Source organism: Citrobacter freundii complex sp. 2025EL-00176 (assembly GCF_053309355.1).
In genome coordinates, this window is record NZ_JBRYHT010000001.1 from 468,856 (window position 1) to 488,980 (window position 20,125).

The following is a 20,125-nucleotide window of genomic DNA, read 5'->3' on the forward strand; positions in this document are numbered from 1 at the left end:
GTCGGCTTTGATGCTGATTATGGCTTATTCAACCGGCTGCGGGCGTGTTGCTGGCGCAGTGGCCTGATGCGTGGCGCTGTGTCCACCTGCGGCGCCTTTACCTTCAAAGGCGAATGCCGGGCGCTGCCAGTCGCTATGACGCGGCGCTTCTGGCACATAATCCGGCGCGGGAGCGCGGGTCATCGGCGCAGTCGCATGGCTGTGAAGGTGTTCGGCCTCAACGCTTGTGGCGACCACTTCAGCCTTAACGACTTCAGGCTTAACAACTTCTGCTTCTACAACCGGCGCTGCAACAACTTCCTGCGGCGCAGCGACTTCTTCAACAGTCGGCGCTACTTCCACAACTTCTTCAACCACTTCCGGCTGGGAGACAACGATTTCCGCAGGCTCTTCAACGGCGACTTCAGCGGCAGGTTCAGCTTCAGCGGCGATTTCTTCCGCTACAGGCGCGTCAGATTCAGCGATAATTTGCGGTTGTTCTTCAACCGGGGTCGCAATGACTTCCGGATGCGTGGTTTCAACAACGGCAATCTGAGGTTCCGCTACAATTTCCTCTGGCTGCACGGCTTCAACCGGCGCAGGAGTGTCCACAATGTGCTCAACAGCAGCCGCAGCAACCTGAGGCTCTACCGCGACAGAGGCAGTTTGCTCCTGGTGAGTTTCCTGCTCGCGTTGGTCTTCAACCTGCTGATCCTGCGGACGAACAACAGGGTAGCTGATCCATACTTTACCGGACGCTAATTCAGGAGAAGCACAGGCGACGGTCAGCGGCATTGGCGACTGAACCGGATAACGCTCGTCACGATAACGACGACGACGCTGTCCACTTACGCGCAGATGGCGAGGGGAACGGCGGGAACGGCGCGGCATACCGTTGGAGTCACGCGCTTCGCTGTTGTCTTCCTGCTCTGGTGCAACAACGGCTGGCAGATCAACTTTCGCCAGTTCGGTACGCGGAGCCGGTACGGGCTGCTCAACGGGTTGAGCGACAACGACCTCAGCTGCCACAGCGGCAGTTGCCACTTCGGCTTCAACCGCCGCGCTGTCCGTGTAACGAACTTTCTGGTTCAACTGACGCTGTTTACGACGGGTCTGAGGCTGACGTACGCGCTCTTCCTGCTCGGTATCCTGCGCTGGCTGTTCAGCCAGGTTCAGCTCTTTAACTTCCTGCTGCGCCTGACGCTTGTCATCGTTGCGGCGGCGGTTGCGCTCGCGACGCGGAGTCTGCTGTTCATCCGCGGATTTCGCTTTGTCAGCGACATCACTGGACTGCTGGCGATTATCGCGTGCTTCTGCATTTTGCTGCTGGGCCTGACGACGGTTACGACGATTGTCATCGCGGTTTTCGCCGTTTTCTGCACGTTCGTTACGGTTATCACGATCGCCACGGCTATCGCGGTTATCACGACGATCGTTACGATCGCGGCGATTATTTTGACGCGGTTTACGGCGGTCCTGCTGACGTTCCGTCTTCTCTTCAGCTTTCGGTGCGGGTTGTTCAACCGGCTTCGCTTCTTCGTTACCGCCGAAGATAGACTTCAGTGCGCTGAAGAAACGGCTAATCAAACCTGGCTGAGAGGCTGTTGCTGTGGTGGCGGCAGCAGCTTTAGGCGCGGCGGCTTTAACAGCGGGCTCTTGCACGGTTGGTGCTGGCGGCACGTCTGGCATAGCAAAGGTCGCGAGTGCTGGTTGCTCTGGCTGCTTACGCTCGACATACTCTTGTTCTGACGGCAGCTCCATTGCTTCTTCGTGCAATTTCGGCAGCAAGTAGCTCAGGGTTGGCGTTTCTTCGCCTTTGCGGACGCGCAGCACGGAATAGTGCGGGGTTTCCATCTGATCGTTTGGCACGATCACACAACGCACGCCATTCTGACGCGTCTCGATGGCGTTGACCGCAGTACGCTTTTCGTTGAGCAGATAAGAGGCAATCGGCACAGGAACGATAGCGTGAACTTCCTGGGTATTCTCTTTCAGTGCTTCTTCTTCGATCAGACGCAGAATAGACAGCGACAGCGATTCGTTATCACGCACGGTGCCGGTGCCGGAGCAGCGTGGGCAGACGTGATGGCTGGACTCACCCAGTGACGGGCTCAGACGCTGGCGGGACATCTCCAGCAGGCCGAAGCGAGAAATATGGCTGATCTGAATACGCGCTCGGTCCTGACGCACGGCTTCACGCAGACGGTTTTCAACCGCACGCTGGTGGCGAACCGGCGTCATATCGATAAAGTCGATAACAATCAGGCCGCCGAGGTCGCGCAGACGCAGCTGACGAGCAATTTCGTCGGCGGCTTCCAGGTTGGTGTTGAATGCGGTTTCTTCGATGTCGCCGCCGCGCGTAGCACGTGCGGAGTTGATATCGATAGCGGTAAGGGCTTCAGTGCTGTCGATGACGATGGAGCCGCCGGACGGCAGACGCACTTCGCGCTGGAACGCAGACTCAATCTGAGATTCAATTTGATAGTGGCTGAACAGCGGGATTTCACCGGTGTACAGTTTGATTTTGCTGCTGAAATCAGGACGGCCCAGCGCGGCGATGTGCTGACGCGCCATCTCCATGACTTTCGGGTTATCGATGAGAATTTCGCCGATATCCTGACGTAAATAGTCACGGAATGCGCGAACGATGACGTTGCTTTCCTGGTGAATCAGGAATGGAGCAGGGCGGCTGTCAGCGGCTTTTTGAATGGCTTCCCAGTGTTTCAGGCGGAAGCTCAGGTCCCACTGCAGCGCTTCGGCGGATTTGCCGACGCCTGCGGTACGCACAATAAGCCCCATGCCGTCAGGCAGTTCCAGGCTTGCCAGCGCTTCTTTTAATTCGGTACGATCGTCGCCTTCAATACGACGGGAGATGCCGCCCGCGCGCGGGTTGTTCGGCATCAGAACCAGATAACTACCCGCCAGGCTGATAAAGGTGGTCAGCGCAGCGCCTTTATTGCCGCGTTCTTCTTTATCGATCTGAACGATGACTTCCTGACCTTCACGCAACACATCTTTAATGTTGGGACGACCATGGGAGTTGTAGTTAGCGGGGAAGTATTCGCGGGCAATTTCTTTTAACGGAAGGAAACCGTGACGTTCAGCGCCGTAATCAACAAAAGCAGCTTCCAGACTCGGTTCAATACGGGTAATTTTACCTTTATAGATGTTGGCTTTTTTCTGTTCGTGTCCAGGACTTTCGATATCCAGATCGTACAGACGTTGCCCATCTACAAGGGCGACACGCAACTCTTCCTGCTGAGTCGCGTTAATTAACATTCTTTTCATCGTAACTTACTCATTATTCTTACATTGACGACTAAGCTGCGGGCAGAGTAATGCCTTTCCGGGTGTGAACCGATGGCCTCGTGTCTATTCGCGTCGCCAACCTCACGGTTATCGTCAGCTCAAAGAGGCGCAGAGTGTCGGTTGCCTGTATTTCATACGGAAACACAGCGCAATTATCAGGGGAACAGTCTGGGTGTTACTCTCCAGAAAAGCTTCCTTATTACCGGTAAGGACTGCAACCCGCAGCCCGCTAACTGCCTGAAAGATCAATACGTCTTACGCCATTGCTGCGTTGATGATCGGTCGGGCAAAATTGGGTCATTCCGGAAAAGGTCTTGTTTTAACAAGATTCAACACGGAAACAACCTCATTATTCCACTGCTAACCTTGTTATAGCAAGATGACTTTTGCCATTTATCACCCGGTTACTCACAGTTTTTTCACTTCCGCGTAGTGATTGGTTTAATAACCACCAAATCGGCTATGTCAAACTTAAGTAATAGGGTATAGCAGTTAATATAAGCATAGAAAAATGTGTGGCGCGAATCTTGATGGCTATTTAAAATCGGCCCCCATGAAAACAGAGACTCCAGCCGTAAAAACAGTTGCCATTACTGCCGACGAAGCAGGGCAACGCATCGACAACTTTTTGCGCACTCAACTCAAGGGTGTGCCGAAAAGTATGATTTATCGCATTTTGCGTAAAGGCGAAGTGCGGGTGAATAAAAAGCGCATTAAACCCGAGTACAAACTCGAAGATGGGGACATCGTGCGTATTCCACCTGTGCGTGTCGCCGAACGTGAAGAAGAGGCTATTTCCCCAAATCTGCAGAAGGTTGCGGCGCTGACTGATGTCATTTTGTATGAAGATGACCATATTCTGGTGCTTAACAAACCTTCTGGAACGGCCGTACACGGCGGAAGCGGATTAAGCTTTGGTGTAATTGAAGGCTTACGTGCGTTACGTCCGGAAGCGCGTTTCCTCGAACTGGTGCATCGCCTGGACCGCGATACCTCCGGTGTGCTGCTGGTGGCTAAAAAACGCTCAGCCTTACGTTCGTTGCATGAGCAGTTGCGTGAAAAAGGGATGCAGAAAGACTACCTGGCGCTGGTGAGAGGCCAGTGGCAGTCGCATGTCAAAACTGTGCAGGCACCGCTGTTGAAGAATATTCTGCAAAGCGGCGAGCGTATCGTGCGAGTGAATCAGGAAGGCAAGCCGTCGGAAACACGCTTTAAGGTGGAGGAGCGCTATGCGTTTGCCACGCTCGTGCGCTGTAGCCCGGTGACAGGGCGTACGCACCAGATTCGTGTGCATACCCAATATGCCGGGCATCCGATAGCCTTTGACGACCGCTATGGCGATCGCGAGTTCGATAAGCAACTCGCGGATACCGGACTGAGCAGGCTGTTCCTTCATGCCGCGGCGTTAAAATTCACCCATCCGGGGACGGGCGAAGTGATGCGTGTTGAAGCGCCGATGGATAAGCAGTTGAAGCGCTGCCTTGAGGTGTTACGCAGCAAAGCCTGATGCGCGTTGCTTATCAGGCCTACAATCGCGTTATGCGCCGTAGGCCTGACAAGGCGCATCGCGTCGCCATCGGGTAAATCAACTAGGCGTTCAGCGGGTTCATCTCTTCCCGGCGCAGCATTTGGCACAATGCGATCAGCGGCAGGCCGATCAACGTATTTGGGTCGCGGCCTTCAAGACGTTCGAAGAGAGCAATACCTAATCCCTCACTTTTAAAACTCCCGGCACAATGTAGCGGGCGTTCTTTGCGCAGATAATCATCAATTTCCGCTTCGCTTAAATGCCGGAAATGAACGTCGAACGGCTCGACCTCAGTTTGTAAATGTCCGGTAGCTGAATTATAAAGCGCCAGTCCGGTGTAAAACGTCACAATATTGCCACGGGCTTTGAGTAATTGTTGGCGCGCATTTTCTTCTGTTAAGGGTTTGCCGGTTATTTCGCCATCAAGAACACAAATTTGATCGGAGCCAATAATCAGATGCGCTGGATAACGGTGGGCGAGAGATTGCGCTTTTTGTTGCGCCAGTCGCGAGACTAAATGGCGTGGCGCTTCGCCGGGTAACGGCGTTTCATCTACCTCGGGAGCCGCGCATTCGAACGGAATTGCTAGTTTTTCAAGTAAAGCGCGACGCCAGGGAGAGGTCGAGGCAAGTATAAGTTGAGGCATATTTTTTCCCTCGCATATAGCGTATTGATGAGAGCCATTTTAAACTACGGACTTCGTCCTACAAGCTGGCTGTATTGGCTTGTCTTGAGCGATTTTAGGTCGATGACCCGCAATGTGTGCGAATTATTGGCAAAAGGCAACCTCAGGCTGCCTTTTTCTTTGACTATATGACGTTACAAAGTTAATATGCGCGCCCTATGCAAAAGGTAAAATTACCCCTGACTCTTGATCCGGTTCGTACGGCTCAAAAACGCCTCGATTATGAAGGTATCTATACTTCTGATCTGGTTGAGCGCGTCGCCGATTCTGTAGTCAGTGTGGACAGTGATGTGGAATGCTCCATGTCGTTCGCTATCGATAACCAGCGCCTTGCCGTTATAACCGGCGATGCAAAAGTGTCGGTTACGCTCGAATGTCAGCGTTGCGGGAAACCGTTCCCGCTTCATGTTCACACAACATATTGTTTTAGTCCTGTCCGTTCTGACGAGCAGGCTGAAGCACTCCCGGAAGCGTATGAGCCGATTGAGGTTAACGAATTCGGTGAAATCGATCTGCTTGCAATGGTTGAAGATGAGATTATCCTCTCCTTGCCGGTAGTTCCGGTGCATGATTCTGAACACTGTGAAGTGTCCGAGGCGGACATGGTCTTTGGCGAATTGCCTGATGAAGCGCAAAAACCAAACCCATTTGCCGTATTAGCCAGCTTAAAGCGTAAGTAATTGAGGAGTAAGGTCCATGGCCGTACAACAGAATAAACCAACCCGTTCCAAACGTGGCATGCGTCGTTCTCATGACGCTCTGACCGCAGTCACCAGCCTGTCTGTAGACAAAACTTCTGGTGAACAACACCTGCGTCACCACATCACTGCCGACGGTTTCTACCGTGGCCGTAAGGTAATCGCTAAGTAATCACGCATGACTCAATGGATTTCCCGCTTCGGTGAGAAAGACAGAGAGCGCACGCGTGATGAAGCTTAGTGAGGCTTTCCCCGGGTAACTGGGGAAACACCGAACCGGGCAGCGACGATACCTTGACACATCTAACCCTGGCGTTAGATGTCATGGGGGGAGATTTTGGCCCTACCGTGACAGTGCCTGCAGCATTGCAGGCACTGAGTTCTAATTCGCAACTCACACTTCTTTTAGTCGGGGATCCCGATACAATCACGCCATTACTTGCCAAAGCTGACTTCGAACAACGTTCACGTCTGCAGATAGTCCCTGCTCAGTCAGTTATTGCCAGTGATGCCCGGCCCTCGCAAGCTATTCGCGCCAGTCGTGGAAGCTCAATGCGTGTTGCCCTGGAGCTCGTGAAAGAAGGTCGAGCGCAAGCCTGTGTGAGCGCCGGTAATACGGGCGCGCTAATGGGACTTGCAAAGTTGTTGCTCAAACCCCTTGAGGGTATTGAGCGTCCTGCGCTGGTGACGGTTTTACCGCATCAGCAAAAGGGCAAAACGGTGGTGCTGGATTTAGGCGCCAACGTGGATTGTGATAGCACGATGTTGGTGCAATTTGCCGTCATGGGTTCCGTGCTGGCAGAAGAAGTCGTTGGGATTGCTAATCCTCGCGTTGCGTTGCTCAACATCGGCGAAGAAGAAACGAAAGGTCTCGACAGTATTCGGGATGCTTCTGCAGTGCTAAAAACAATCCCTTCCATTAACTATATAGGCTATCTTGAAGCCAATGAGTTACTGACAGGCAAAACCGATGTGCTGGTCTGTGATGGCTTTACCGGTAATGTCACATTAAAGACGATGGAAGGTGTTGTCAGAATGTTCCTTTCACTGCTGAAATCTCAGGGTGAGAGCAAAAAACGGTCGTGGTGGCTGCTTTTATTAAAACGTTGGTTACAAAAAAGCCTGACAAGGCGATTTAGTCACCTCAACCCCGACCAGTATAATGGCGCCTGTCTGTTAGGATTGCGCGGCACGGTGATTAAGAGTCATGGTGCGGCTAATCAGCGAGCATTTGAGGTCGCGATTGAACAGGCAGTGCAGGCGGTGCAGCGACAAGTTCCTCAGCGAATTGCCGCTCGCCTGGAATCTGTATACCCAGCTGGATTCGAACTGCTGGACGGTGGCGAAAGCGCAAACTCACGGGCGCACAGATAATAGTGCGTTTGTGAATGCTGCCAGCGTACCAGCGTTTTGCTCGTGGCGGTATATAACCAAAAAGTGACTGAGCGTACATGTATACGAAGATTATTGGTACCGGCAGCTATCTGCCTGAACAAGTGCGTACTAACGCCGATTTGGAAAAAATGGTCGAGACATCTGATGAGTGGATCGTCACTCGTACAGGTATCCGTGAACGCCACATTGCAGCGCCAAATGAAACAGTTGCGACGATGGGCTTTACCGCCGCAAACCGTGCACTGGAAATGGCAGGCATCGACAAAGAAGAAATTGGTCTGATTGTGGTTGCCACCACTTCATCCACACACGCATTTCCAAGCGCGGCATGCCAGATCCAAAGTATGCTGGGAATCAAAGGCTGCCCGGCGTTTGACGTTGCGGCTGCTTGTGCCGGTTTTACCTATGCCCTGAGCGTTGCTGACCAGTACGTTAAGTCTGGCGCAGTGAAGCATGCGCTGGTCGTGGGGTCTGATGTTCTGGCTCGTACCTGTGATCCAACCGATCGTGGAACGATCATTATCTTTGGTGACGGCGCGGGCGCAGTAGTACTGAGCGCATCAGAAGAGCCGGGTATTCTCTCCACGCATCTGCACGCTGATGGTCGTTACGGTGAGTTGTTGACGTTGCCTAACGCCGATCGCGTAAACCCGGATAACCCGATCCACCTGACGATGGCGGGTAACGAAGTATTTAAAGTCGCGGTGACCGAGCTTGCCCACATCGTTGATGAAACGCTGGAAGCCAATAATCTCGACCGTTCTGCGCTGGACTGGCTGGTGCCACATCAGGCAAACCTGCGCATTATCAGCGCGACTGCGAAAAAGCTGGGCATGTCGATGGATAATGTCGTCGTTACGCTGGACAGACATGGCAATACGTCCGCGGCTTCCGTACCGTGCGCCCTGGACGAAGCCGTCCGCGACGGGCGTATCAAAGCCGGGCAGTTGGTATTGCTTGAAGCCTTCGGGGGGGGATTCACCTGGGGCTCCGCGCTGGTTCGTTTCTAGTATAAGGATTTTAACATGACGCAATTTGCATTTGTGTTTCCGGGGCAGGGTTCCCAGACCGTTGGGATGTTGTCTGAAATGGCAGCAAGCTACCCAATTGTTGAAGAAACTTTTGCTGAAGCATCAGCTGCGCTGGGCTATGATCTGTGGGCGCTGACTCAGCAAGGTCCGGCAGAAGAGCTGAATAAAACCTGGCAGACGCAGCCAGCGCTGCTGACGGCATCTGTCGCGCTGTATCGCGTATGGCAGCAGCAGGGTGGTAAAACACCTGCGCTGATGGCGGGTCACAGCCTGGGCGAATACTCTGCGCTGGTATGCGCGGGCGTTATCGATTTTGCCGATGCCGTCCGTCTGGTTGAACTGCGCGGCAAATTTATGCAGGAAGCCGTACCGGAAGGTACCGGCGGCATGTCTGCAATTATCGGTCTGGACGATGCCTCTATCGCTAAAGCGTGTGAAGAGTCTGCTGAAGGGCAGGTCGTTTCTCCGGTTAACTTCAACTCGCCGGGCCAGGTGGTTATCGCCGGGCATAAAGAAGCGGTAGAACGTGCAGGGGCTGCCTGTAAAGCTGCTGGCGCTAAGCGCGCGCTGCCGTTGCCGGTCAGCGTGCCTTCTCACTGCGCGCTGATGAAGCCTGCCGCTGAGAAACTGGCCGTTGAATTGCAAAAAATCACTTTCAACGCGCCGACTGTTCCGGTTGTGAACAACGTCGACGTGAAGTGTGAAACTACCGCAGACGCGATTCGCGATGCGCTGGTTCGTCAATTGTACAGCCCGGTTCAGTGGACCAAAACCGTTGAATTTATGGCATCTCAGGGCGTAGAGCACCTGTATGAAGTGGGTCCAGGTAAAGTTCTCACCGGTTTGACGAAACGTATTGTTGATACCCTGACCGCTTCGGCACTGAATGAGCCGACGGCGCTGTCTGCGGCGCTAGAGCAATAAAAGAGGAAGCCCATGAATTTTGAAGGAAAAATCGCGCTGGTAACCGGTGCAAGCCGTGGAATTGGCCGCGCAATTGCTGAGACACTCGTTGCCCGTGGCGCGAAAGTTATCGGTACTGCAACCAGTGAAAGCGGCGCGCAGGCCATTAGCGATTACTTAGGTGCAAATGGTAAAGGTCTGATGTTGAATGTGACCGATCCGGCATCTATCGAATCTGTTCTGGAAAATATTCGCGCAGAATTTGGTGAAGTCGATATCCTGGTCAATAATGCCGGGATTACTCGTGATAACCTGTTAATGCGCATGAAAGATGACGAGTGGAACGATATCATCGAAACCAACCTGTCATCTGTTTTCCGTCTGTCAAAAGCGGTAATGCGAGCTATGATGAAAAAGCGTCATGGGCGTATTATCACTATCGGTTCTGTGGTTGGTACCATGGGAAATGCGGGTCAGGCTAACTACGCTGCGGCGAAAGCAGGTCTGATCGGCTTCAGTAAATCACTGGCGCGCGAAGTTGCGTCTCGTGGTATTACTGTAAACGTTGTTGCTCCGGGCTTTATTGAAACGGACATGACGCGTGCGCTGTCTGATGATCAGCGTGCGGGTATTCTGGCGCAGGTTCCTGCGGGTCGCCTTGGCGGCGCTCAGGAAATCGCCAGTGCGGTTGCATTTTTAGCTTCTGACGAAGCAAGTTACATCACAGGTGAGACTTTGCACGTCAACGGCGGGATGTACATGGTTTAACCACGATTGAAAAATATTTGCGTTATTAGGGTGAATGGCCTCAAAATAACGTAAAATCGTGGTAAGACCTGCCGGGATTTAGTTGCAAATTTTTCAACATTTTATACACTACGAAAACCATCGCGAAAGCGAGTTTTGATAGGAAATTTAAGAGTATGAGCACTATCGAAGAACGCGTTAAGAAAATTATCGGCGAACAGCTGGGCGTTAAGCAGGAAGAAGTAACCAACAATGCTTCCTTCGTTGAAGACCTGGGCGCAGATTCTCTTGACACCGTTGAGCTGGTAATGGCTCTGGAAGAAGAGTTTGATACTGAGATTCCGGACGAAGAAGCTGAGAAAATCACTACCGTTCAGGCTGCCATTGATTACATCAACGGCCACCAGGCGTAAGTGAACATCTCCAGGCGGTCATTCGACCGCCTGAGTTTTATCTTTTTATCCCACTTGAATTATTTTCCCTCCCTGGAGGACAACCGTGTCTAAGCGTCGTGTAGTTGTGACCGGACTGGGCATGTTGTCTCCTGTCGGCAATACCGTAGAGTCTACCTGGAAAGCTCTCCTTGCCGGTCAGAGTGGCATCAGCCTGATCGACCATTTCGATACTAGCGCCTATGCAACGAAATTTGCTGGCTTAGTAAAGGATTTTAACTGTGAAGACATTATCTCGCGCAAAGAACAGCGCAAGATGGATGCCTTCATTCAATATGGAATTGTCGCTGGCGTTCAGGCCATGCAGGATTCTGGCCTCGAAATTACGGAAGAGAACGCTCACCGTATTGGCGCCGCTATTGGCTCCGGTATTGGCGGTCTCGGTCTGATCGAAGAAAACCATACCTCTCTGGTAAACGGTGGACCGCGTAAGATCAGCCCGTTCTTCGTTCCGTCGACGATTGTTAACATGGTGGCTGGTCATCTGACCATCATGTACGGCCTGCAAGGGCCAAGCATCTCCATCGCGACCGCCTGTACTTCAGGCGTACATAACATCGGTCATGCCGCACGTATCATTGCATACGGTGATGCAGACGCGATGGTTGCGGGTGGTGCTGAAAAAGCCAGTACCCCGCTGGGCGTGGGTGGCTTTGGCGCAGCACGTGCGCTGTCTACGCGTAATGATAACCCGCAAGCGGCAAGCCGCCCGTGGGATAAAGAGCGTGACGGCTTTGTGCTGGGCGATGGCGCAGGCATGGTGGTACTGGAAGAGTACGAGCATGCGAAAGCGCGCGGCGCAAAAATCTATGCTGAAGTCGTTGGCTTTGGTATGAGCAGCGATGCTTACCACATGACGTCACCACCGGAAAACGGTGCAGGCGCTGCGCTGGCAATGGTCAACGCACTGCGCGACGCGGCTATTGAAGCGGGTCAGATCGGCTATGTCAACGCGCATGGTACGTCCACCCCTGCAGGCGATAAAGCTGAAACTCAGGCAGTGAAATCTGTCTTTGGCGATGCGGCGAGCCGTGTGATGGTAAGCTCAACCAAATCCATGACCGGTCACCTGTTAGGCGCGGCGGGCGCGGTAGAGTCTATTTTCTCTATCCTGGCGCTGCGCGATCAGGCTATTCCGCCAACCATCAACCTGGATAACCCGGATGAAGGTTGTGACCTGGATTTCGTTCCTCACGAAGCGCGTCAGGTGAGTGGTTTGGAATATGCTCTGTGTAACTCCTTCGGCTTCGGTGGTACTAACGGTTCTTTGATCTTTAAAAAGATTTAAGTCCCGTCAGGTGATGCGTTAGCATCGAAATAAAACTGAAAAGGTCCGCTTGTCGGGCCTTTTTTTATTCGGTTTTTCGCCCTTGTCCTGTGTTACTCATCCTGCCAAACTAGCGGACCAGATATAAGGAGCCTCCATGTTCTTAATTAATGGCTGCGAGCAAAATCTGCTGGCCGCAGGCGATCGAGCGACCCAATTTGGTGATGGTTGTTTTACTACAGCGCGCATTATCGACGGCGATATTTGCCTCTTTGCAGCGCATCTTGCGCGTTTACAAGACGCTTGCCAAAAGTTGCTGATCTCTTTCGAACAATGGTCAGAACTGCAAGATGAAATGAAAATGCTGGCGCAAGGACACGCGCGTGGCGTATTGAAAGTCATTATTAGCCGCGGTAGCGGCGGTCGGGGCTACAGCGGCGTAAATTGTCACAACGCCACCCGTATTCTCTCTGTTTCAGCCTGGCCCGATCATTACGATCGTTGGCGCCATGAGGGGATTACGCTGGCGTTGAGTCCAGTGCGTCTGGGCCGTAATCCACTGCTTGCCGGACTTAAGCATCTGAATCGCCTGGAGCAGGTATTGATTCGCTCTCATCTTGAGCAGACGGATGCCGATGAAGCGCTGGTTCTTGACAGCGAGGGATGGGTTACGGAATGCTGTGCGGCTAATTTGTTCTGGCGTAAAGGCCATGTGGTTTACACTCCCCGGTTGGATCAGGCCGGAGTGAACGGCATTATGCGACAATTCTGTATCCGTATGCTGGCACAATCACCGTTCAGTCTTGTCGAAGTGTATGCCGGGTTGGACGAGGTTATGCAAGCCGATGAAATTGTCGTCTGTAATGCATTAATGCCGGTTATTCCCGTGCGTACCTGTGGCGACACGTTGTTGTCTTCACGTTTATTATTTGATTTTTTAGCCCCACTTTGTGAGCACCCGAATTAGTCATGAAAAAACTGTTACTCGTTGTCCTGTTATTGCTGGTTGTGCTGGGCATTGCCGCGGGAGTGGGAATGTGGAAAGTTCGCCATCTGGCGGACAGTAAGTTATTGATTAAAGAAGAGACCATTTTTACGCTGAAAGCGGGTACGGGCCGCCTGGCTCTCGGTGAACAACTGTATGCGGATAAGGTTATCAATCGTCCGCGCGTGTTCCAGTGGCTGCTGCGTGTGGAACCTGACCTGTCGCATTTTAAAGCGGGCACCTATCGCCTGACGCCTGACATGACGGTGCGAGAAATGCTGCTACTGCTGGAAAGCGGTAAAGAGGCGCAGTTCCCGTTACGTCTGGTGGAAGGGATGCGCCTGAGTGATTACCTCAAACAACTGCGCGATGCGCCCTATATCAAACATACGCTGAGTGATGATAACTACGAGACTGTCGCTCAGGCGTTGAAGCTGGAAAACCCGCAGTGGGTGGAAGGCTGGTTCTGGCCTGATACCTGGATGTATACCGCTAATACGACCGACGTAGCGCTGCTAAAACGTGCGCATCAAAAGATGGTTAAAGCGGTAGATACCGCCTGGGAAGGGCGCGCTGAGGGGCTGCCTTATCAGGATAAAAACCAACTGGTGACAATGGCCTCGATTATTGAAAAAGAAACCGCGGTTGCCAGCGAGCGTGACCAAGTGGCATCGGTCTTTATTAACCGCTTACGTATTGGCATGCGTTTACAAACCGATCCGACGGTGATTTACGGCATGGGGACACGGTATAATGGCAAATTGTCGCGTGTGGATTTAGAAACGCCAACCGCCTATAACACCTACACCATTACCGGGCTACCGCCTGGCCCGATTGCCATGCCGGGAGAGGCCTCGTTGCAGGCTGCCGCACATCCGGCAAAAACGCCGTATCTCTATTTCGTGGCAGATGGTAAAGGCGGTCACACATTTAACACCAATCTTGTCAGCCATAACCGGTCAGTACAGGATTACCTGAAAGTGCTTAAGGAAAAAAATGGGCAGTAACTATATCGTCATCGAGGGCCTGGAAGGCGCCGGAAAAACCACCGCGCGTAATGTGGTGGTAGAGACACTTGAGCAACTCGGTATTCGTGACATGGTTTTTACCCGCGAGCCTGGTGGAACGCAGCTCGCTGAGAAACTAAGAAGTCTGGTGCTGGACATTAAGTCGGTAGGTGACGAGGTCATTACCGACAAAGCCGAAGTCCTGATGTTTTACGCCGCGCGCGTACAGTTGGTCGAAACCGTTATCAAACCTGCGCTGGCGAGAGGCGCATGGGTCATTGGCGATCGTCACGACCTGTCGACCCAGGCGTATCAGGGCGGTGGACGCGGCATTGATCAAAACATGCTGGCAACTCTGCGTGATGCGGTACTCGGCGATTTTCGCCCGGACCTGACACTCTATCTGGATGTCACTCCAGAAGTCGGATTAAAGCGTGCGCGTGCGCGCGGCGAGTTGGATCGTATTGAGCAAGAATCTTTCGATTTCTTTAATCGCACACGAGCGCGCTATCTTGAGCTGGCTGCCAAAGACGCCAGCATTCGTACTATCGATGCGACGCAGCCGCTGGAGGCTGTGATGGCTGATATCCGCAATACCGTTACCCAGTGGGTGAAGGAGCAGGGCGCATGAAATGGTACCCATGGTTACGACCTGATTTTGAGAAGCTGGTAGCGAGCTACCAGGCGGGTCGTGGTCACCATGCGTTACTGATTCAGGCATTACCCGGCATGGGCGACGATGCGCTGATTTACGCGCTCAGTCGCTATTTAATGTGTCAGCAGCCGGAAGGACATAAAAGCTGCGGACACTGCCGCGGCTGTCAGCTAATGCAGGCGGGGACCCATCCGGACTACTATTCGCTACAGCCGGAAAAAGGTAAAAGCACGCTGGGCGTTGACGCGGTACGTGAAGTCAGTGAAAAGCTGTACGAGCATTCACGCCTGGGCGGAGCGAAAGTTGTGTGGATCCCGGATGCCGCTCAGTTAACCGATGCCGCCGCCAATGCGTTGCTGAAAACGCTGGAAGAGCCTCCGGCGCAGACCTGGTTTTTCCTCGCCAGTCGAGAGCCTGCGCGTTTATTGGCCACCCTGCGTAGCCGCTGTCGGTTACATCACCTTGCACCCCCGGCAGAGTCGTACGCTATCTCCTGGCTTACCCGTGAAGTGACGGCGTCACCAGAAGCATTGTTGAGCGCCTTACGTCTGAGTGCGGGATCGCCAGGGGCGGCATTAACGTTACTGCAGGCTGAAAGCTGGACGCACCGCACAGATTTCCTCGCCGAGCTGGCGAACACCCTGCATTCAGGCGACTGGTATATCCTGTTAGCGGCGCTCAACCACGATCAGGCTGCCGCTCGTTTACATTGGCTGGCAACGCTGTTTACGGATGCCTTAAAGCGTCCCTATGGGATTTCCCATTTAACCAATCCTGATGCTCTGGATCTCATCTCTTCTATCGCAGAGCGGTTATCCGTCGCCCAGATACAGGCGATACTCGGTGATGTTTGTCATTGCCGTCAGCAGTTGCTGAACGTGACGGGCATAAACCGTGAACTGGTGTTAACCGATCTTATCCTTCGTATTGAGCATTACCTGCAACCAGGCACCGTACTGCCTGTTCCTCATCTTTGAGAGAGACATTATGTTTTTAGTCGACTCACACTGCCATCTTGATGGTCTGGATTATCAATCTTTGCACAAGGACGTGGATGACGTGTTGGCGAAAGCGGCCGCACGCGATGTGAAATTTTGTCTTGCCGTCGCGACAACCCTGCCAGGATACCGCAGTATGCGTGAACTGGTTGGCCAACGTGACAACGTGGTTTTCTCCTGCGGTGTGCATCCGTTAAACCAGGATGAAACCTATGATGTTGAAGATCTGCGTCGTTTTGCCGCCGAAGACGGTGTGGTAGCGATGGGGGAAACCGGGCTGGACTATTTTTACACGCCGGAAACAAAGGTTCGCCAGCAGGAATCGTTCATCCACCATATTCAGATTGGCCGCGAGTTACAGAAGCCGGTTATCGTGCATACCCGTGATGCCCGAGCCGATACGTTATCGATTCTGCGCGAAGAAAAGGTGACGGATTGTGGTGGCGTACTACACTGTTTTACAGAGGACAGAGAAACGGCGGGCAAATTGCTGGATCTCGGGTTTTATATCTCGTTTTCCGGCATCGTCACGTTCCGTAATGCTGACCAACTGCGTGATGCTGCCCGTTATGTTCCTCTGGATCGTTTGTTAGTTGAGACGGATTCCCCGTACCTTGCGCCGGTACCGCATCGCGGAAAAGAGAACCAACCCGCCATGACGCGTGATGTCGCAGAGTACATGGCCGTAGTGAAAGGTGTTGCCGTGGAAGAACTGGCGCAGGCAACCACTGATAACTTTGCCCGCCTGTTTCACATCGATGCTTCTCGCCTGCAATCAGTCCGCTAACTGACTTTTTTTAAAGCTCGTAATTAATAGCTAAAGCGAGTAAAGTTCACCGCCACAAAATGGGCGGTGAATAACCAGTTAGACACATTCAGAAACTCATTTTATCGGAATGTGCGAATTTTGCGGCCATTCACAACTGAATTGTGATAGCCGTCAAACAAAAACAGACTGAATTATTTTACTCTGTGTAATAAATAAAGAGCACTTAGATGCTCTGTCCACGGCGAGGTTCTCCCCCCTTGCCAATGCGTGAGAACGTAGAATACACAAAATCATTCAAGCTGCATCAAGGCGGCAAGTGAGTGAATGACAGGAGCTTACGAGAGTAAGTGACTGGAATGAACGAGCGTAGCCAACGCTGGGGCGGTTTGAAGGATGAAGTGTATAAGCACAAATACTCAGGAGCACTCCTAATTATGTTTAAGAATGCATTTGCTAACCTGCAAAAGGTCGGTAAATCGCTGATGCTGCCGGTATCCGTACTCCCGATTGCAGGTATCCTGCTGGGTGTCGGTTCCGCTAACTTCAGCTGGCTGCCAGCCGTTGTATCGCACGTAATGGCAGAAGCAGGCGGTTCTGTTTTTGCGAACATGCCGCTGATCTTTGCCATCGGTGTGGCGTTAGGCTTCACCAACAATGACGGCGTATCTGCACTGGCATCCGTTGTTGCCTACGGCATCATGGTTAAAACCATGGCTGTTGTTGCGCCGCTGGTTCTGCATTTACCTGCTGAAGAGATCGCCGCTAAACACCTTGCTGATACGGGTGTTCTCGGGGGGATTATCTCCGGTGCGATCGCAGCGTACATGTTTAACCGTTTCTACCGTATTAAATTGCCTGAGTATCTCGGCTTCTTTGCGGGTAAGCGCTTCGTTCCTATTATTTCTGGTCTGGCTGCCATCTTCACAGGTGTGGTTCTGTCCTTCATTTGGCCGCCGATCGGTACTGCTATTCAGACGTTCTCCCAGTGGGCTGCATACCAGAACCCGGTAGTGGCGTTCGGTATCTATGGCTTCATTGAACGCTGCCTGGTGCCGTTTGGTCTGCACCATATCTGGAACGTTCCATTCCAGATGCAGATCGGTGAATACACCAACGCTGCGGGTCAGGTATTCCACGGCGATATCCCTCGCTATATGGCGGGTGACCCGACCGCGGGCAAACTGTCCGGTGGCTTCCTGTTCAAAATGTACGGTCTGCCGGCTGCCGCTATCGCTATCTGGCATTCTGCTAAACCAGAAAACCGCGCGAAAGTGGGCGGTATCATGATCTCCGCGGCGCTGACCTCGTTCCTGACCGGTATTACCGAGCCGATCGAGTTCTCCTTCATGTTCGTGGCGCCGATCCTGTACATCATCCACGCGATTCTGGCTGGTCTGGCATTCCCGATCTGTATCCTGCTGGGTATGCGTGACGGGACATCGTTCTCTCACGGTCTGATCGACTTTATCGTTCTGTCCGGTAACAGCAGCAAACTGTGGCTGTTCCCGATTGTCGGTATCGGTTATGCGATTGTTTACTACACCATCTTCCGTGTGCTGATCAAAGCGCTGGACCTGAAAACGCCAGGTCGTGAAGATGCTACTGAAGACAGCAAAGCGGGTGCGTCCGGCGAAATGGCTCCGGCTCTGGTTGCTGCCTTCGGTGGTAAAGAAAACATCACTAACCTCGATGCGTGCATCACTCGTCTGCGCGTTAGCGTGGCTGACGTTGCCAAAGTGGATCAGGCTGGCCTGAAGAAACTGGGTGCGGCGGGCGTGGTGGTTGCTGGTTCCGGTGTTCAGGCGATCTTCGGTACCAAGTCCGATAACCTGAAAACTGAAATGGATGAGTACATCCGTAACAGCTAAGCAGTAAGAAGTTGGGGAGAACTAAGGCAGCCTGCGGGCTGCCTTTTTTAATGCATTAATTGGCCTGAACGCGAATGGGCGCAGTGGCGGCGAACAGCCACGGACGGGCTTCTGCGTTTACGCGCGGGGATAACGTCTCTCTGACCTGCTGGTGGTAATCATCAATCCACTGTTTCTCAGCATCGCTCAGCAGATGCAGTTCCACCAGGTTCAAATCAATCGGCACCAGCGTCAGCGTTGAGAAGCGGCAGAAGCCCGGACGGCTGTTAATAATCTCCACCTGATTCTCAATACGGATCCCATATTGCCCGGCCAGATAATAACCCGGTTCGATGGTGATGATATTGCCCGCGACCAGAGGCCAGGGGTTAACTTTTTTGGCAATGCGATGGGGTTGTTCATGGATAAGCAACTGATGGCCCACGCCGTGTCCGGTACCATGATCAAAATCCAGTCCTAAATCCCACAACGCCCGTCGACTAAAGGCATCCAGTTGATGGCCCTGAGTACCGCTGGGAAACTGCAGTGAAATAAGTGACAAGAAGCCTTTCAACACGGCGGTGTAGTGTAAGCGTCGCTGTGGATCCTGTGGGCCAAATGCGAGGGTGCGCGTCGTATCCGTCGTACCATTCTGATACTGACCACCGGAATCATTCAGGTACATAGCCTGCGAGGTAATTGAGGTATTGGTTTTTTCGCTGGAGTGGTAATGACACATCGCCGCATTGCTGGCAGAGGCTGAAATCGTGCTGAAGCTCTGCTCGATAAATCCCGGCTGCTGCTGGCGAAACTCCAGCTGTTTCGCCTGTGCTTCCAGTTCGGTGATTGGATTGCCTGCCGCTTCGCGTAAAGGGACCTCATGCGCCAGCCATGCGAGGAAGTTAACCCAGGCTGCGCCATCCTGTTCATGGCATTCCCGATAGCCTGCCAGTTCAACGTCATTTTTATGCGCTTTCATTAACGTGATGGGATCGGGGGCCCAGAGGACGTTGCCGCCATGTTCTTCTATGGCAAAACGCAACGCCACCGGAGCGTAATCTTTATCGACCAGGAAGCGCTTGCCATTGGCTAACTGTTGGCAGCGAGCCAGGAAGTTCTCTTGCGGGGCCAGCGTAAGCGTATCTAACAGCGATGCGGGGAGTTGCTGCGTTTTATTGCTATCTACAAACCATTCCAGTTCGCCGCTGCGATGGAGCAGGGCAAATGAGAACGGCACCGGAACCATAGCAAGATCCGAACCGCGGACATTGAGCAGCCAGGCAATGTTATCCGGCAGCGTAATCGCCAGCACGTCGGCCTGGTATTGAGCGAGCAGTTCTACCACCCGCGCTCGTTTCTGTGCGCTGTTCTCACCGCTGATGTCGAGGGGCATTTCGCGAATGATGCCGCAGGGCGCTGCCGGACGATCTAGCCATATCTGGTCGAAGGGATCTTGCTCCACAGGCACCAGTTCGCAGTGGGTAGCCGACAGCGCTTCAAACTGGCTGTTGACCATCAGCAGCGGCTCAAAGCCGATACGTGTACCCGCTGCCACGTGAGACTGCAAATAGTCGGCCAGCGGTTCGTCGTGTAAATGATGAATTTCAAAATCATCCAGCGAGACTTCATTGCGCACCTGGACCTGATAGCGCCCATCGACAAACATTAATGCGCGGTCGCGCAGGACCAACGCGAGTCCCGCAGAGCCGCTAAACCCAGTCAGCCAGGCCAGCTTATTATCATGCGGCGTACAATCTTCACTTTGGTGAGCGTCGGCGCGCGGGACAATCATACCATCCAGCCCCTGCGCTATCAGCAGGTTACGCAGGGCGGAAAGAGGAGTTGAGTTGTGCATAGTTACCTTCAGGCC

18 protein-coding genes are annotated in these 20,125 nt (G+C 53.0%); 15 read left to right on the forward strand and 3 right to left on the reverse strand.

Going from position 1 to position 20,125, the window contains the following annotated elements; translation table 11 throughout:
* Positions 1-24: 24 nt before the first annotated feature.
* The gene (rne, locus tag ACVXHP_RS02325; RefSeq protein ID WP_447570780.1) at positions 25-3,267 is read right to left on the reverse strand and encodes a ribonuclease E; all 3,243 of its coding nucleotides are present in this window, start codon (positions 3,265-3,267) and stop codon (positions 25-27) included.
* Positions 3,268-3,841: 574 nt separating this feature from the next.
* On the opposite strand from rne, the gene rluC reads away from it, so the two are divergent.
* Entirely contained in the window at positions 3,842-4,795 is a 954-nt protein-coding gene (rluC, locus tag ACVXHP_RS02330) for a 23S rRNA pseudouridine(955/2504/2580) synthase RluC (RefSeq protein ID WP_447570781.1), read from the forward strand.
* 82 nt (positions 4,796-4,877) lie between these two features.
* Here the strand turns inward: rluC and ACVXHP_RS02335 are convergent, their stop codons facing one another.
* The gene (locus ACVXHP_RS02335; protein ID WP_042309189.1) at positions 4,878-5,462 is read right to left on the reverse strand and encodes a Maf family protein; all 585 of its coding nucleotides are present in this window, start codon (positions 5,460-5,462) and stop codon (positions 4,878-4,880) included.
* 197 nt (positions 5,463-5,659) lie between these two features.
* On the opposite strand from ACVXHP_RS02335, the gene yceD reads away from it, so the two are divergent.
* From yceD to ptsG, 14 genes are all read left to right on the forward strand, one after another.
* On the forward strand, positions 5,660-6,181 hold the full coding sequence (gene yceD / locus ACVXHP_RS02340) for a 23S rRNA accumulation protein YceD (RefSeq protein WP_003036239.1): 522 nt from the start codon (positions 5,660-5,662) through the stop codon (positions 6,179-6,181).
* A 16-nt stretch (positions 6,182-6,197) separates the two neighbouring features.
* On the forward strand, positions 6,198-6,371 hold the full coding sequence (gene rpmF, locus ACVXHP_RS02345; protein WP_003036242.1) for a 50S ribosomal protein L32: 174 nt from the start codon (positions 6,198-6,200) through the stop codon (positions 6,369-6,371).
* A gap of 122 nt (positions 6,372-6,493) precedes the next feature.
* Positions 6,494-7,573 (forward strand): phosphate acyltransferase PlsX, encoded by a 1,080-nt coding sequence (plsX, locus tag ACVXHP_RS02350; protein WP_447571138.1) that lies wholly within the window; start codon positions 6,494-6,496, stop codon positions 7,571-7,573.
* A gap of 77 nt (positions 7,574-7,650) precedes the next feature.
* Entirely contained in the window at positions 7,651-8,604 is a 954-nt protein-coding gene (gene fabH, locus ACVXHP_RS02355; protein ID WP_304697898.1) for a beta-ketoacyl-ACP synthase III, read from the forward strand.
* 15 nt (positions 8,605-8,619) lie between these two features.
* Positions 8,620-9,549 carry an ACP S-malonyltransferase gene (gene fabD, locus ACVXHP_RS02360; protein ID WP_304697899.1) on the forward strand — a complete coding sequence of 310 codons (930 nt, stop codon included), beginning with the start codon at positions 8,620-8,622 and terminating at the stop codon, positions 9,547-9,549.
* 12 nt (positions 9,550-9,561) lie between these two features.
* Positions 9,562-10,296, forward strand: a complete 735-nt coding sequence (gene fabG, locus ACVXHP_RS02365) for a 3-oxoacyl-ACP reductase FabG (RefSeq protein ID WP_006685074.1) — start codon at positions 9,562-9,564, stop codon at positions 10,294-10,296.
* A gap of 155 nt (positions 10,297-10,451) precedes the next feature.
* On the forward strand, positions 10,452-10,688 hold the full coding sequence (gene acpP, locus ACVXHP_RS02370) for an acyl carrier protein (RefSeq protein WP_000103754.1): 237 nt from the start codon (positions 10,452-10,454) through the stop codon (positions 10,686-10,688).
* Between the two features lie 85 nt (positions 10,689-10,773).
* Complete coding sequence (fabF, locus tag ACVXHP_RS02375; RefSeq protein ID WP_003036260.1) at positions 10,774-12,015, forward strand: beta-ketoacyl-ACP synthase II; 1,242 nt, start codon at positions 10,774-10,776, stop codon at positions 12,013-12,015.
* 136 nt (positions 12,016-12,151) lie between these two features.
* Positions 12,152-12,961 carry an aminodeoxychorismate lyase gene (gene pabC / locus ACVXHP_RS02380; RefSeq protein WP_304697913.1) on the forward strand — a complete coding sequence of 270 codons (810 nt, stop codon included), beginning with the start codon at positions 12,152-12,154 and terminating at the stop codon, positions 12,959-12,961.
* Positions 12,962-12,963: 2 nt separating this feature from the next.
* Positions 12,964-13,986 (forward strand): cell division protein YceG, encoded by a 1,023-nt coding sequence (yceG, locus tag ACVXHP_RS02385; protein WP_304697914.1) that lies wholly within the window; start codon positions 12,964-12,966, stop codon positions 13,984-13,986.
* Positions 13,976-14,617 (forward strand): dTMP kinase, encoded by a 642-nt coding sequence (gene tmk, locus ACVXHP_RS02390; protein ID WP_200006771.1) that lies wholly within the window; start codon positions 13,976-13,978, stop codon positions 14,615-14,617. Before yceG ends, tmk begins: the two co-directional genes overlap by 11 nt.
* On the forward strand, positions 14,614-15,618 hold the full coding sequence (holB, locus tag ACVXHP_RS02395; RefSeq protein ID WP_304697917.1) for a DNA polymerase III subunit delta': 1,005 nt from the start codon (positions 14,614-14,616) through the stop codon (positions 15,616-15,618). Before tmk ends, holB begins: the two co-directional genes overlap by 4 nt.
* 10 nt (positions 15,619-15,628) lie before the next feature.
* The gene (locus tag ACVXHP_RS02400; RefSeq protein WP_038639768.1) at positions 15,629-16,426 is read left to right on the forward strand and encodes a metal-dependent hydrolase; all 798 of its coding nucleotides are present in this window, start codon (positions 15,629-15,631) and stop codon (positions 16,424-16,426) included.
* A gap of 416 nt (positions 16,427-16,842) precedes the next feature.
* The gene (gene ptsG / locus ACVXHP_RS02405) at positions 16,843-18,276 is read left to right on the forward strand and encodes a PTS glucose transporter subunit IIBC (RefSeq protein ID WP_003036277.1); all 1,434 of its coding nucleotides are present in this window, start codon (positions 16,843-16,845) and stop codon (positions 18,274-18,276) included.
* A 55-nt stretch (positions 18,277-18,331) separates the two neighbouring features.
* Here ptsG and ACVXHP_RS02410 read toward each other — a convergent pair whose 3' ends face one another.
* Positions 18,332-20,110, reverse strand: a complete 1,779-nt coding sequence (locus ACVXHP_RS02410) for an aminopeptidase P family protein (RefSeq protein WP_447570782.1) — start codon at positions 20,108-20,110, stop codon at positions 18,332-18,334.
* Positions 20,111-20,125: the final 15 nt, after the last annotated feature.